Raw genomic sequence first — 13,896 nt, 5'->3', positions numbered from 1 at the left:
TTATCCACTTGCAATTCACTTTGCAGATACGCATGCTGCGAGCCGAACAAGGCTTGCAGCACCCCCAATGTTTTTATTTGTGAAGTTCGATGTCGTGTTTTGGTCCGCCAGCATAGGGCGGCCTGGCCGTCGACATGACTTCCGGACGAATATTGTATTTCTCAATCAGCCGGTAAAGCGTCACTCGCGAAACACCAAGCAGTGTCGCGGCGCGCGATATCTGGTTGCGCGACTGCGAGAGTGCGCGCCGTATCATTGTGCGTTCCGCTGCGGCCCGTGCATCTTCCAGCGACATGAGCGGCGTTTGTTCCGTGCCGCGTTCGAAACCGAGGTCTTCAGGCTGTATGAAGCGGCCTTCAGCCATGACGGTGGCGCGCTGGACCCGGTTGACCAGTTCTCGCACGTTGCCTGGCCAGCTATGGCTGAGCATGGAGTTCATGGCCGCTTTGGAAAATCCGCGCAGGCTGCGGTTGTGCATGACGGCGAACTTCTTGAAATAGTATTTCGCGATGTCTTCAATGTCCTGGCCGCGATCCGCCAATTGCGGCATCGAGATGCAGACCACATTGATGCGGTAGTAAAGGTCTTCGCGGAAACGTCCCTGCCGTACGGCTTCGCTCAAATCGACATGGGTTGCCGCAATGACGCGCACATCGATCTCCAGGCTCTCGGTGCCGCCGACGCGTTCTATCGTCTTTTCCTGCAGGAAGCGCAGCAGGTTGACCTGCATGTCGAACGGCATATCGCCAATCTCATCGAGGAAGAGGGTGCCGCCCTGAGCCGCTTCGATACGCCCGATCTTGCGCTGGCCGGCGCCGGTGAAGGCGCCTTTCTCATATCCGAACAGTTCGGACTGGAATAACTGCGGTGCGATGGCGCCGCAATTGACTGCGACGAAGGGCGCATTCTTGCGTGCCGACTGGCGATGTATCGATAAGGCCGCCAGTTCCTTGCCGGTGCCGGACGGGCCGGTGATCAGGACGGAAGCATCAGTACGGGCAACCTTCTGCAACTGGCTGAACAGTTGCAGCATCTGCGGTGTCTTTCCTACCATCGCAAACTCGCCGTCGGCGACGAGCTGCGGCGGAGAGAGCGCTTCCTGGCTGACATCGCGCAGGTAAGCCATGCCCCAGGCGTGGCGCAGCGTCAGCACGATATGATCGAGCTGGGCCGGCAGCGTGATGAAATTGAACAGATGCTCACCAATGAAACTGCGCATGCGCGGCTGCGAAATCAGGCCCTGGGCAACCAGTGCCACCCAGGTGATGCGGTTGTTGCTGACGAAGGGTTCGCACTTGTCGAGATAGTGCAGGTCGCTTTCCTGATTAAGGATGAGGAGGCCGACACGGCATCCGGCTGTCATGGCATCCTGTGCCGCATCGAAGTCGAAGCACTCAACCAGGTTGAGCCCTTGCTTTCGAAGGGTTTCAGTGTAATAGCATGGCTGTCCATTGCGGCCGGTCAGTCGCAGTACGAGCACAGGTTGGGCCGTGGGTGCAGAAGTGGACGCATAAAGCATTTCACAATACCTTCTTGTCGATGCTTGTCGAGGCGTCTGACCAGCGCAGAAACGTTTTACACGTCATGCACGCTCGCGTGCAGCCGCGCAGCAAACAATTTCAGGGAAGGCCTCGACGATTGTCGTTGGCAAAGAGTCTATAAAGCTTTTATCGGTCGAGCTTAGCGCCTTTTACCAGGCCGAACAATGCCATAAATAGGGGATTTCCACAGAACCGGATACCCGTTTGCTTTCTGTCAAAGCAATGTTAAAAGAGCTTGATCCTCCCTTTCGGTGCGTAGTCGACGACATCACGTCGTCGAAGGAATCGATGCGCGGCAACGCCATAAGCGGTGTCCGGACATCAGGTATTTTTGCTCGAATGGTGTAATCGGATGCTGTGGTTCGAAAGCTTCGCAGGCAATCGAATACCCTGTCAGTCGATTGAGTGCGGCGGCGAATTCCTCGATATAGATTCGCCAGTTGCTTCGGCATTCCAGCTCGCCGCCGAGCGCCGCCACTGCGGGAAACACCGCGTGGCCATGCCAGCGCCGGGCAATATGCCCGATCTTCGGCCAGGGATTGGGGTAGAGAATATAGTGCCGAGCAGGTCGTACGCCTGACATGACCATCAGGCGCCAGTAGTCGATGAGATCGGCGCGCACCCGGATTTGGTTGGAGGGCATGTCGCCCTGCCATGCGGTCATGCGCGCAAGCCGGTCGGCCGATTGATCGACGCCGATCACGAAATGGTCAGGATAGCGAGCCGCCAGGTGCAGCGTCGAAAGGCCGACTCCGCATCCAGCATCAAGTATGAGCGGTGCTTCGCCGGCCTCCTTCCAGGCTGAAAGACTAAGCTCGAAGGCCTCACGATTGTAGTTGAGGATGGGCTTGAGAAACTGTGTTCGCGCATGCCTGTCGACGAGCCCAAGCAGTTGCTCGTGTATGGCGGTTTGCGCACTGCTGATGGGGCTGGAATTGGCGAACATGTGTAGACGAGTTAACTCCAGGCGGGCTGGCGATAGATATCGGCAGCAAATTCGACGAATGCCCGTACCTTGGCAGGCAGATGATGGCTTTGCGGGTAGACCGCATAAAGGCTGCGCGATCGCATCGGATAGCCGGGCAGCACCGGTATCAGGCTTTCCTGCGCAAGATCGTTCTGCACAATGAAAGAAGCGGTGGTCGCAATCCCTATGCCGCCCAGAGCCGCCTGCCGCAGCGCCACGCCGGTGTTTGCCTGCAGGCTGCCACGCACGGTGACGCTGTGCAGGTCGCCATCGGGCATGACGAATGTCCATTCCTGGGGCCGCGGTACGATAGTGTAGGTCAGGCAGTTATGCCGTGCGAGATCGGCGGGAACCACAGGCGTCCCGTGCCGCTGCAGGTACGAGGGCGACGCGACCAGCAGGGTCGTCATGGTCGCCAGCTTTCTGGCAACCAGCGTGGAATCAGGCATGTCGCGGGCCAGCCGAAGGCCTACATCGAAGCCGTCTTCAATGAGATCGACATGGCGGTCGTTGCAGACAAGTTCAACCTGAAGCTCGGGATAGCGATCCAGGAAGCGCGGCAGCCACAGGGCGAGATCGAGTGTGCCGAATGCCATGGGTGCGTTGATCCGCAGTCGCCCGGCGGGCGTGGAATGGTGCTGCGCCATGGCCAGGTCGGCATCCTGCAGATCGTCCAGGATGCGGCGCGCGCGCTCATAATAGCTGCGTCCTGGTTCGGTCAATGCAAGCTTGCGCGTGGTGCGGTTGAGCAGCTGCACGCCCAGCCGGTTTTCCAGTTGCCGTACTTGTCTCGACACCACCGTATGCGACACATTGACCGCCGCTGCCGCAGCCGAGAAGCTGCCGGCTTCCACCACGCGACAGAATGCCTTCAATTCGCTGAGCTGATCCATTCCCGACTCAAAAATGACGCCCCATCGATCAGGCAACAGAAAGCCGCACCGCAGAATGTGCGGTAGGGCAGGTCTTGATCTGGAAGGGTGTCGTTTGCAATGCCGTCATCATGCCATACGGCAGCATTCAGGCACAGGGTAGAGATCGGATCAACGACAGGTGATGATGCCTATCCATGACAATGGCCTTGGCATCCGTGATGTCAATGGCATGCCATGAATGCGAGCATTTCATGGCATGCCATCGTCCTGCTTAATGCAGGGTCACAGGTTGACGCATCAGTTCATCGTATTTACCGAGGAAGTCGTCGATTTCTTCAACGCTCGGTTCGGTTGCAATAAGGTTTTCCACTTCTTCGCGGAATGATCTTGCCAGCGTTCCGCCGATGAAGATCTCGCGTTTGCCGGATTTGTCCATAATCTCATATCCGCCAAAGCGCAAGGCCTCCCGGCCGTCGTCAGCACCAAACTCCACGACGCTATACTGCTCGCTGTTGTAGATTAAGTTCATGTTGCGCTCCTTGTTAGGGGAATTATTCTGGTGACCCAGTACCCTACGATGCAAAAATGGGGCCACCCCACTTCTTTTCAAGCCATCCCATCAAGGAGTTTGCGCCAGACGTGAGATCGGTAAATTTCGCGGTGCTGGTGCAGGTAAGATTTTCATGCAGTCATGTCGTGGGTCAACACCATGAGCGACGAATAAGGCGGCTGCTCCAGGAACTCGCGGATCCGGGCGAGGTGATCGGCGGTCGACAGTCCGATATATAGCCGGCCAGGGTGGCGACGCAGCATGCGATTGAGGGTGACACGCATGGTGAGGTTGCCGGTGCAGCAAAGGCAGCCCGGCGCGATCCGGGCGACCTGCAGACCGGATAGGTGGCGGAGGTCTTCGAGCGGCTGCAAGCCGTCCGGAAGCCCTTCAAGAATGACCGCAACATCGGACGAGTTGTCGAGTGCCTGCGCGATGGCGGCTTCACGCCGGGCGGGTGTCGATCCGGTGACAAGGGTAGTGGCAATCACCCTTTATTGTCCTTTTCTTGCCGCCTTGCTCGGTTCGACACCCAGCTGCTTGAGCTTGCGGTAAAGATGGGTACGTTCCAGGCCTGTCTTTTCTGCAACACGGGTCATGCTGCCGCCTTCGCGAACCAGATGGTGCTCGAAGTAGGCGCGCTCGAATGCGTCGCGGGCTTCGCGCAGCGGCATGTCGAACGAGACGCCGAATAGCGGTGTTTCCACCGGCGGCGCAGGCTGGGCCAGGGGCGCGGCGGTGGCGACGCCTGCGGACATGGCTTGCGCATAGGGTGTCACTACCGCAACTTCTTCCGTCGGCGCCAATACCGGCCGCGGCTGGTAGACCGGTGCGGCGGGCCGGATGGTTTCCGGGGTGCGTGTCAGCCCTTGTTGTACCGCTTTCAGTAATTTTTGCAAAGCGATGGGCTTCTCAAGAAAATTCAGAGCGCCTATCCGCGTTGCCTCAACGGCAGTATCAATTGTGGCGTGCCCCGACATCATGATGACGGGCATGGTCAGCATGCCGTCACGCTGCCATTCCTTGAGCAAAGTCACGCCGTCCGTATCAGGCATCCAGATATCGAGCAGGACCAGATCCGGGGTTGCCTGCGCCCGTGCTTCGCGCGCCTGCTGCGCGTTTTCTGCCGTAGTGACGACATGACCTTCGTCGCCAAGGATTTCCGAGAGCAATTCCCGGATGCCCATTTCATCATCGACCACCAGAATATTTGCCATATGCTTACCTTATCTACTTACATTGTCGCCGAGTATTGTGGCCCGCATGGCGACTCATGCTGCCGTTCCAGCCTGCAAGCTTGCAATAACACCGTCTGAACTCGGGGCTAACTTTAACAGCAAAATTGACACTTTTGCACCATTTCCGCTTGTTCGGTTTTTGATGTCAATTTTTCCGCCGTGTTCATCGACGATCTTCTTCACCATCGCCAGGCCGAGTCCGGTGCCGCGTGCCTTGGAGGTTACGTACGGTTCGAAAGCGCGCGAAATGATCTTCGCGGAAAAACCGGGGCCGTTATCGGTAACCGATATGCGTACCGCCATTTGCGAGCCGCCATCCGACCCTTCATAGTGAACGGTTTCGGTGACGACTTCGATGCGCGCGGGCTCGGACGTTGGTCCGCGATCGGCGATGGCATCCTGCGCATTCTGCAGCAGGTTGTGAATGATCTGGCGCAACTGGGTCTCGTCGCCCATGACGTTCGGCAAGTCGGACGCCAGCGAAGCGTGGATCACATCGCGTTCATCGCCATTCATGTAAAGATGCAGAATTTCCTCGACCAGTGCATTCAGGTTGAGCGGCGACAGCACGGCCGGCGGCGTCTTGGCATAATCCCGGAAGTCGTCGACCATGCGTTTCATGGCCGAAACCTGGTTGACGATGGTGGCGGTGCTTCTCGTCAGCATCGCGGCATCGGTTTCGGCAAGCTTGGACTCGAGTTTCATCTGCAGGCGCTCGGCCGAAAGCTGGATCGGCGTCAGCGGATTCTTGATTTCATGCGCCAGGCGGCGCGCGACCTCACCCCAGGCAATCGAGCGCTGTGCGGAGATCACTTCCGAGATGTCGTCAAAGACGACGATATAACCCTTGCCGCCGGTAATCGGCAGGTAGGAGCCGCGTGCCAGCAGCGTGATGTCGTTGTCCGCTTCCGAGGTGCCGGTGCGGCGCGGCACTTCGATCTGTTTTTGCCAATGCAGTTCGCCGTCATGTTCGGCGGCCCCCGCCAACTGGGCGCGCCGCTCCGAGAATGCCTTGGTAATCGCATTGGCCATGGGTTCGAGACCATCTATCGCCGACAGCGGCTTGCCGATATGCGCATTGAAATCCTGGTGCAGGATGCGTTCGACCGACTCGTTGCAGGTGACGAGCCTGAATTGTCCGTCGAGCACCATCACGCCCGCCGACATGTTGGCCAGTACCGACTCCAGGTAGGCCTTCGCGTTCTCCAGCGCCGCGCGATTGCGCTCGACCGATGCGCGCGCTTCCGACAGCTGGCGCGTCATCGTATTGAACGATTGCGTCAGGGTCCCGAGTTCATCGGAGGTGGCCACGATGGGACGCGGCGACAGATTGCCTTCGGCAACCGCCTTGGTGCCTTCGGCCAGAACCAGCAAGGGCTGGGCAAGGTCGCCGGCGATAAGGAAGGCTGCCGCGATAGCGCCGAAGATGGCGAGAAGCAGGGTGAGTGTCAGCGTGACGATATAAATCTTGCGCAGGCCGGTTCGGGCAAGCGAGCGCTCCTGGTATTCGCTGTAGGCCGCGCGCAGGGCTTCGGCATTGGTTGCCAGGTGCGAAGGCGCGGGTTGCAGCAATTGCAGGTAGCGCGATTCCGACTGCAGGCTCAGGCCGTCGCCGGCGGAAGGCAGGGCGACTACCACGCGTAAGCGCAGATCGCCGGCAGCGCTGGCAGCATTCGATGTTGCGTCCTGTTGTTGTGCATTGCCGCTTTGATTTTCCTTGACCGTGGATTCGTGTAGCTCGGGACCGCCTTCAATGGCGGTATAGCCCCGTGTCATGCGCGCCTGGCGCAGCATCGCGGCAGTGGGCAGGTCCGGAATGAGGACGCCGAGACGTCCGCCGACAGTCGCGACGATTTGACCGCTGGAGGTGACGATGGTTGCTTCCTGCGTTTGACTTTGGTCACGCAGTCTCGACAATTGGGTCACCTGGGTTGCTTCCGTCATCTCGGACAGTTCCAGCGCCATGCTGCGCGCCTTGGCATGCAGGTCGGTGAGCGAGGCATCGAGGGCGGTGCGGCCCAGCGTCAGGCCGGCTTCCAGCGCCGATTCCACCCGCACGTCGAACCAGGATTCGATGGAACGCGACACGAACTGCACCGACACCGTATAGATCACCGCGCCGGGCAGGATGCCGATGACCGCAAACAGCAGCACCAGGCGGGCCATGAGGCGGGAGCCGAATTCGCGCCGCTTGTATCCCTTGTACAGACGCAGCAGCAGCAGCGCCACCAGAGCCAGCAGCGACACGGCGATGACGCCGTTGAGTACCAGCAGCTCCGGATAGTGGCGATCGAAGAATGCCGAATTTTCGGAGGCGGACGCGAGCAGGAACAGCAGGATGCTGACGATGGCGCCGCCGACTACCAGGAAATATCGAAGGAAACGCTGCACGCTTATTCAGCCTTGAAAGTGAACTGATGCCAGTCGGACGAAAACCGCCAGTCGGAACTGTTGAGCGCATGCACCTGAAACGGCTTGGGCAGGCGCGCCACATCCAGACCCATGCGGACCGCGACATGGTAGACCTCGCCTGGTTTGAGCGCTCCCCTCTCGGCGATGATCCAGCGGCTGGGTCGCCGTACCAGCGACAGCGCATCATCGAGCGTGTTGAAGCTTTGCTGCAGCAGCCCGCTGATTGAGGCATGGTACTGGTGCGTCAGTACATTGTAGGAGATGCGGATGGTCTGGGAGGCATTGATGGTTTTTTCATCAAACCAGTACCACCGCGGCCGCGTGAGCTGGACATCGGTCGTGAAATACAGCGGAATGCCGCGGGTCACCGCATCCTCCAGGCTGCGGGTCAGCTCGAAGGAAAACCCCAGCGACAGCCGGTAGCCATCTTCGGTGCTTTCGAGGCTGGCGCGGGTGATGTCGACGCCTTCGGCCGCATGTGCGGAAGACAATGCAAACGGCGACAGCAGCATTGTGGCGATGAACCAGCCGGCCAGGAATCGGAAGAAGCGATGAGTCACTCGAATCGTGCCGCAGTCAGAAATGGAAAGGAAAATGCATGCCAGCCACAATCAGGACCGGTCCGGCATTGTAGCAACGACGGCCGGAAGACTGCCGCGTCGGCGGCATCCCTTACCGGATACCGTGCCTGCCTGTTCCCGGATCGCCTGAACTGTTCCGCCAAGGCTGCCAAGGCTGCCAAAGCTGCAATTGTTTGTATTCATGCATCCTTCCAGCGAAGACCATTTCTTGTCAAAGATACTATCAGAGGCCACCCTTTTGGAATAGCGCATAGAACAAGCCGTCGTGATCCTGCTCTTCCCGCGCAACAGGGAGCAGCTGTCCCGGCGCCTCCAGCCGCAACGCGCCATTTCTCTTGGCAAAGGCCGCGGCCTGCATTTCCGACTCCTGCGGCCACAGCGAGCAGGTCACGAACAGCAGCTTGCCGTCGGGGCGCAGCATGCGCCACAGATTGTCCAGGATGCGCGCCGACAGCGTCGCCAGCTGCAAGGCGTCGCCCTTGCGGCGCAGCCAGCGGATGTCGGGGTGGCGGCGTACGATGCCTGAGGCGGTGCAGGGAACATCGGCCAATATGCGGTCGAATGGCTTGCCATCCCACCATTGGCTGCCGGCGGCATCGCCTTGCCGCAGCATTGCCTTGAGCTGCAGGCGCTGCAGGTTGTCGTCGATACGCTTGAGGCGCAGGGCGTCGCTGTCGAGCGCGAGCAGGTCGATGTCGGCCTGTTCCAGCAAGTGTCCGGTCTTGCCTCCCGGCGCCGCGCAGGCGTCAAGCACGCGCATGCCGTCCTGCACATCCAGCAACGGCGCAGCGAGCTGGGCGGCCGCATCCTGCACCGATACCATGCCCTCCGCGAAGCCGGGAATCTGCGACACCGGCACGGGACGCTCCAGCCGAACCGCGAAAGGTCCGAGCGCGCTCGCGGCCATGCCTTGCGCGGCAAGCAGCTGCAGGTAAGCGTCCCGGCCGGTCTTGCGGCGATTGACCCGCAGCGTCAGCGGCGGCGCGCTGTTGCCTGCGCCGAGAATGGCTTCCCATTGGGAAGGATGGGCTTGCCGTACCGTATCGATCCACCAGTTCGGATAATTCCATTTCGCGGCGGGCTGGCTGCCGATCTGTTGCAGCAGGACGGCGCGCTCGCGCAGGAAACGGCGCAGCACCGCGTTCACCATGCCCTTCGCATGGGCAATGGCGGGGTCGGCGCTGGCGGCGGTGACGGCCTGGTCGACCACGGTAAAGTCTTCGTACGGCGCATCGTCATCGGAATACAGCATCAGGGCCAGGGAGCAGCAGAGCAGGCCGTGCAATTCAGCGGGGGAGGGCGGCTTGCTAGCCAGGATGGCGAGCAATGCTTCGGCCTGGCCCAGGCGACGCATCGTGCGGTAGGCGATATCCTGCATCGCGCCCCTCGCCTGCAGCGGTGGATTGAGCTGTCCGGAGATGGCGGCGAGTGCCTGCGGCAGGGCGGTTCCTGCCTTGACCTTGGCCACTGCGCGAGCGGCGCCCAGAAGGCTGAAGGCCAGGGAATCATTTTTAAGAATGGATTTCGACACGGACTGTAGGGGCAATGGCGCAAGATGCTGCGCGTTGTTTAAAGGTGCTTGCTTTTATCAATTTCGCAGCATTCCAGGGCCTGCCTCATTAACGTCAAAGGCACGTCATGGCTGCCGGGGGATGTTACTGGCGTGTCAGTGCCAGTTTGACGCCGAGGCCGACGAAGGCGGTGCCGACGGTGCGTTCCAGCCACAGCTTGAAGCGCGGATTGCGCCCGGCGCGGCGCGCCAGCGTGCCGGCCAGGAAAGCGGTGCCGCTGTTCCATACGGTACTGATCAGGGTAAATACGATCCCCAGCAGCAGGAATCCCATGGTTTTCTGGCTGGATTCGGCATGCACGAATTGCGGAATGAATGCCAGGAAAAACAGCACGACCTTGGGGTTGAGGACATTCGTCAGCATGGCTTGCCAGAAGATGGTGCGCAATGAGCGGGTGTTTTCCACCGGCGCGCCGCCGGCCGTTGCGGCGGCGGATTTGCTGAAAATCATGCGCAGGCCGAGATAGACGAGATAAGCGCCGCCGGCCAGCTTGATCACGGTAAAGGCGGTGGCCGAGGCGGCGATCACCGCGCTCAGGCCGATGGCCGACGCCAGCGCATGGACGCAGCAGCCGGCGGAAATCCCGAGCGCCGACAGGATGCCGGCGGTACGTCCCTGTGCAATGCTGCGTCCTATGATGTAGGCGGTGTCAGGGCCGGGTGTCGCATTGAGCAGGAGCACGGCCATGATAAACAGGCTGAAGTTGTAGATGCCGAACAGGTCCATGATGCGGATGCGCCTCGCTAGATGTCAGATAAATAAGGCGTTTGCTTCGCCCAAAGACGAATTGTAGCCGCAATGGCCGCCGCTACAGGAAAGACGGGTTCAGCGGGATGGATGGGCTTCATGCTCCGGGCGGCGGTGCGCTCCGGCATGGCGACTGCGGCCGCATGGCTGGAAGTAAGGGACCATCGCATCGAGCGCATCAGGCGGTAGCAAGCCTGCAGCAGGCCGCGGCCCGGACCGGCTGCCCATGTTCGCAGGCCTGCCTCCCCGATGCATCGGGCATGAGGCGGCCGCTATAGCCTGTCATGCAGGCGGCATGCTGCCGCGGTGCGGCGCCTTCGTTACAGCCGCCCCCGTACGGCCACCCCTTGCGGCCGATCTATACGCCCCACATGACGTCCTGCTTCTCATGCTTGGCTGCGCGCAGCATCTCGAGCAAGGGATAAGCCCGTGTCGCAAAGGTGACAAACTCGACAGGCTCATGCTCGTTGTCGTCCCCCTTTTCATTGTGATGCGCGGCAACATCGCGCTGCACTTCCTCCGTCATCGGATGCAGGCGGCTTTCCGCGATTTCGGCCTCCAGCTTGGCGACAGCCTGCGGCGTTTCTTCGGCGGTGATGACGCCGCGCTTGACATCCTTGTGGAGCAAATCAAGTATGCGCTTCGCATGCTCTTCGTACATCAGCACTTCGGCGGCGGCCTTTGATTTGAATTTCACCAGCATGGAACCTCCATAGTCCGTTCTTGGAACCGGTCCGGCACTGTTTCGACATGCCTGCAAGATACCGAAGCGGTTCCCATGATTAAAACATAGCATGGGTTTTTACTTTTGCTATCTGCCAAATCAGACTGCCGGCATCTTGCCCAGTTCATTTCACGTGTTTTCGCGGTGCATCGACCATGCCGGGAAATGCGCATTGCTTTGGCGATCAGCCGGGCTTGAACGAGGTAAGGAAGGTATCGGCCGCTTCGCGCGATACCTCTTTTTCCTTGCCGACCACGACCGCCTGGTAGACCCGGCGATCCCGGAAGGCAAAGCGCGCCAACATCAAGCGGCCCTGGCCCGTCACCTCGATTTCCGACGTTCCCGGAGCAGCGGGTGCGGCGAGTTGCCGTTCCTGCTTTATCGTGCCGCCGAGATTGCGCACCATGGCGGTTTTCATGGCCACCAGCGCCGGCCCCGCCTGTGCCGCTTCGGGCACTTCCGCGGTGCCGACGGCGAAGGTGACGCCGTCGACTTCGGCAGCGGTCATGGTCATGGTGACCTTCAGGCCGTCGAGATCGACGGGGCGGGAATGCGAGGACGGCTTGGCCGGCATCAGCACCGCATAGGATGCATCCGGTCCGCGCGTCTCGCGCCAGTTGTAGGTTGGCGTGCAAGCCTGCAGCCATGCCAGGCTTGCAAGGAAGAGCGTCTTCCGCAGGAGGGAAAGGGAAATGAAGGCCATGGCCGACATGGTAACAGGTCGGCCTTGAAGCTTCCGCTACGCCTATGCCTGTTCCTATCCCGTAACCGCCCCGGAAGCCGCTTCATTGCGTGCCTGCTGGAAAGCGCGCATGCCGAGCATGACCCCGATGCAGAGCAGGGCAATCCCGGTCAGCACCGCGGCATTCGGCGCCGCACCGCGCCAGATGAAGGCGTACAGCAGGGCCGACAGGGTTTCGAACACGATCAGCTGGCCGGCCAGTGAAGTCGGCAGGCGCTGGCTGGCCTTGTTCCACAACATGGTGCCGAGCCAGGAGGCGCATAAGCCGAGCGTCAGCATGAGGCCGATGAAGGGCAGGGGACGCGGCCCGAGCGGAAAGTCGTAATCCTGGGCCTGCACGGCATCGAAGATGCCATAGCCGATCAAACCGGCCACTGCGAGCGGCAAGGTGGCCAGTCCCTGCACGGTCGACCATGTCGACGAACGGAGTTGAGGGTGTTGTTTCATGTGGCGCGCATTCATGATCGGATACCAGGTCCATGCGGCCAGGGCGATCAGCGCGATCAGGCAGCCCAGCGCATAGCTGGCCGTCGAACGGCTACCGTCGAGGTGCGCGAGTTCGCTCGCATTGACCAGCATGAGTCCGGCAAAGATGATGACCAGCGAAGGCGCAAGGCGGCGCCATGCCACCGCTTCCGAAGGATGGCCGGGCGCCCAGTTGGAGAAGATCGAAATGATCACCGGCAGCGTGCCGATCAGCATCGCCGGCAGCGGCGCATCGGCAAGCTGGATCGCGGTCGCCAGCGCGGCGTAATAAAGGATGTTGCCGACCAGGGAAAGCTTGAGCGCCGCGATCCAGTCGGCCCGGGTCAGCGCCATGATGCGTCCCCGGTCGAAGTAGGCGGGCACGAGCGCGATCAGGCCGAAACCAAGATAGCGTCCGAAGGAGAGGATCAGGCCGGGATAGTCGCCCAGCATCAGCGGCGCAACGAAGACCAGGCCCCACATCAGGCCGGCGCCGAGCGCGCAGAGTAAACCGATGAACATGATACGAAGGAAAGGATGGCAGGAGTCACCGATTATCGGCGCGCCGGGCCCTGCGGTCTTGTACCGATTTGCTGTTGATATTGCGCGGGCGTGACGCCGTAGGCGCGCTTGAACCAGCGGTTCAGATGGCTCTGGTCGGTGAGCCCGGCCGCTGCCGCCGCTTCCGATGGCGTCACGCGCCGTGCCAGCAAATGTTTGGCGCGGGCAGCGCGGCGCGCCTGCACATACTGGTGCGGGGTGACGTGAAATGCCGCCGAGAAGCTGCGCACGAAATGGAACACCGACAGTCCGGCCTCCGCCGCCAGGGTGTCGATGCTGAGCGTTTCGTCCAGACGGTCCTCGATGCAGTCGAGCACGCGCTGCATCGAGGCCATGCGTTGCTGTCCGCGCGCCGATACCTGCCGCATGTCACGCGCGTTGCGGCCGTAGCGGGCGACGATGGCATCGACCAGTTGCGTGAAGCCGGAAAGGAAGGCCAGATCGTCGGATGCCGTCCACATCTGCCTGAAGATTCGCTGATAAGCGCCTGCCAGCACCGGGTCATGCACGGCGGCGTCGGGGAAGAAAGCTTCGCTGCCGGCCATGCTGCGCAGCGTGTCCGGTTCGATGTAGAGCATCTGATAAGTCCAGCCGGCATCGATCTCGGCCTCGCCGGTGTGCATCTCATCCGGATTGAGCAGCACCAGCGTGCCGGCCGGCGCCAGATGCTCGGTCCCCTGGTAGCGGAATCGTTCGACGCCGGCTTCGATGGCGCCGATGGAATAACCGTCATGCACATGCGGCGCGAATGCATGATCGACCAGGCGCGCGGAATAGAGCTCGACGCCGGGCAGGTGCGGGCTTGCCTTGAAGGTAACGAATTCGGAAGGATGCTGAAACATGGCGATGTCCTTGCTGCATTCGCATTGCATGGATGCAATGCGAATGCAGCACGATATCACGTGATGATAATGCTTTGTCC

General features: G+C 60.7%; 14 protein-coding genes. All 14 read right to left on the bottom strand.

The annotated features are described in order from the left end of the window. Positions 1–73 precede the first annotated feature (73 nt). Positions 74–1,519: a sigma-54 dependent transcriptional regulator gene (locus FH061_RS00305; RefSeq protein ID WP_151631837.1), complete on the bottom strand. Its 1,446-nt coding sequence runs from the start codon at positions 1,517–1,519 to the stop codon at positions 74–76. Positions 1,520–1,809: 290 nt separating this feature from the next. Continuing rightward, positions 1,810–2,487: a tRNA (guanine(46)-N(7))-methyltransferase TrmB gene (gene trmB / locus FH061_RS00300; protein ID WP_151631835.1), complete on the bottom strand. Its 678-nt coding sequence runs from the start codon at positions 2,485–2,487 to the stop codon at positions 1,810–1,812. Positions 2,488–2,498: 11 nt separating this feature from the next. Continuing rightward, complete coding sequence (locus FH061_RS00295) at positions 2,499–3,401, bottom strand: LysR family transcriptional regulator (RefSeq protein ID WP_151631833.1); 903 nt, start codon at positions 3,399–3,401, stop codon at positions 2,499–2,501. A gap of 253 nt (positions 3,402–3,654) precedes the next feature. Beyond that, on the bottom strand, positions 3,655–3,912 hold the full coding sequence (locus tag FH061_RS00290) for a BTH_I0359 family protein (protein ID WP_151631831.1): 258 nt from the start codon (positions 3,910–3,912) through the stop codon (positions 3,655–3,657). A 152-nt stretch (positions 3,913–4,064) separates the two neighbouring features. Then, entirely contained in the window at positions 4,065–4,424 is a 360-nt protein-coding gene (locus FH061_RS00285) for a GTPase (protein WP_151631829.1), read from the bottom strand. A gap of 3 nt (positions 4,425–4,427) precedes the next feature. Continuing rightward, complete coding sequence (locus tag FH061_RS00280; protein ID WP_151631827.1) at positions 4,428–5,150, bottom strand: response regulator; 723 nt, start codon at positions 5,148–5,150, stop codon at positions 4,428–4,430. Positions 5,151–5,204: 54 nt separating this feature from the next. Next, positions 5,205–7,562 carry a sensor histidine kinase gene (locus FH061_RS00275; RefSeq protein ID WP_151631825.1) on the bottom strand — a complete coding sequence of 786 codons (2,358 nt, stop codon included), beginning with the start codon at positions 7,560–7,562 and terminating at the stop codon, positions 5,205–5,207. 2 nt (positions 7,563–7,564) lie between these two features. Beyond that, a complete protein-coding gene (locus FH061_RS00270) occupies positions 7,565–8,095 on the bottom strand; it encodes a DUF4390 domain-containing protein (RefSeq protein WP_151632902.1) in 531 nt (176 codons plus the stop codon). Positions 8,096–8,387: 292 nt separating this feature from the next. Next, positions 8,388–9,710, bottom strand: a complete 1,323-nt coding sequence (rsmB, locus tag FH061_RS00265; protein ID WP_225984420.1) for a 16S rRNA (cytosine(967)-C(5))-methyltransferase RsmB — start codon at positions 9,708–9,710, stop codon at positions 8,388–8,390. Positions 9,711–9,819: 109 nt separating this feature from the next. Beyond that, entirely contained in the window at positions 9,820–10,455 is a 636-nt protein-coding gene (locus FH061_RS00260) for a LysE family translocator (RefSeq protein ID WP_151632898.1), read from the bottom strand. Positions 10,456–10,840: 385 nt separating this feature from the next. Beyond that, a complete protein-coding gene (locus FH061_RS00255) occupies positions 10,841–11,185 on the bottom strand; it encodes a DUF1840 domain-containing protein (protein ID WP_151631823.1) in 345 nt (114 codons plus the stop codon). A 205-nt stretch (positions 11,186–11,390) separates the two neighbouring features. Further along, positions 11,391–11,909 (bottom strand): hypothetical protein, encoded by a 519-nt coding sequence (locus tag FH061_RS00250; protein ID WP_151631821.1) that lies wholly within the window; start codon positions 11,907–11,909, stop codon positions 11,391–11,393. Positions 11,910–11,963: 54 nt separating this feature from the next. After that, positions 11,964–12,935 carry a DMT family transporter gene (locus FH061_RS00245; protein ID WP_151631819.1) on the bottom strand — a complete coding sequence of 324 codons (972 nt, stop codon included), beginning with the start codon at positions 12,933–12,935 and terminating at the stop codon, positions 11,964–11,966. Between the two features lie 32 nt (positions 12,936–12,967). Further along, positions 12,968–13,816 (bottom strand): AraC family transcriptional regulator, encoded by an 849-nt coding sequence (locus FH061_RS00240; protein ID WP_151631817.1) that lies wholly within the window; start codon positions 13,814–13,816, stop codon positions 12,968–12,970. Positions 13,817–13,896 lie beyond the last annotated feature (80 nt).

Source organism: Noviherbaspirillum aerium (genome assembly GCF_008929045.1).
GTDB lineage: Bacteria > Pseudomonadota > Gammaproteobacteria > Burkholderiales > Burkholderiaceae_D > Noviherbaspirillum > Noviherbaspirillum aerium.
Note: the sequence above shows the minus strand (reverse complement) of the source record. Positions and strands in the feature narration are given on the sequence as shown.

Bases quoted from the DNA above. Each gene is read 5' to 3' on its own strand.
- FH061_RS00305 (WP_151631837.1), bottom strand. From the start codon at position 1,519: ATGCTTTATGCGTCCACTTCTGCACCCACGGCCCAACCTGTGCTCGTA.
- trmB (WP_151631835.1), bottom strand. From the start codon at position 2,487: ATGTTCGCCAATTCCAGCCCCATCAGCAGTGCGCAAACCGCCATACAC.
- FH061_RS00295 (WP_151631833.1), bottom strand. From the start codon at position 3,401: ATGGATCAGCTCAGCGAATTGAAGGCATTCTGTCGCGTGGTGGAAGCC.
- FH061_RS00290 (WP_151631831.1), bottom strand. From the start codon at position 3,912: ATGAACTTAATCTACAACAGCGAGCAGTATAGCGTCGTGGAGTTTGGT.
- FH061_RS00280 (WP_151631827.1), bottom strand. From the start codon at position 5,150: ATGGCAAATATTCTGGTGGTCGATGATGAAATGGGCATCCGGGAATTG.
- FH061_RS00270 (WP_151632902.1), bottom strand. From the start codon at position 8,095: ATGCTGCTGTCGCCGTTTGCATTGTCTTCCGCACATGCGGCCGAAGGC.
- FH061_RS00255 (WP_151631823.1), bottom strand. From the start codon at position 11,185: ATGCTGGTGAAATTCAAATCAAAGGCCGCCGCCGAAGTGCTGATGTAC.
- FH061_RS00250 (WP_151631821.1), bottom strand. From the start codon at position 11,909: ATGGCCTTCATTTCCCTTTCCCTCCTGCGGAAGACGCTCTTCCTTGCA.
- FH061_RS00245 (WP_151631819.1), bottom strand. From the start codon at position 12,935: ATGTTCATCGGTTTACTCTGCGCGCTCGGCGCCGGCCTGATGTGGGGC.
- FH061_RS00240 (WP_151631817.1), bottom strand. From the start codon at position 13,816: ATGTTTCAGCATCCTTCCGAATTCGTTACCTTCAAGGCAAGCCCGCAC.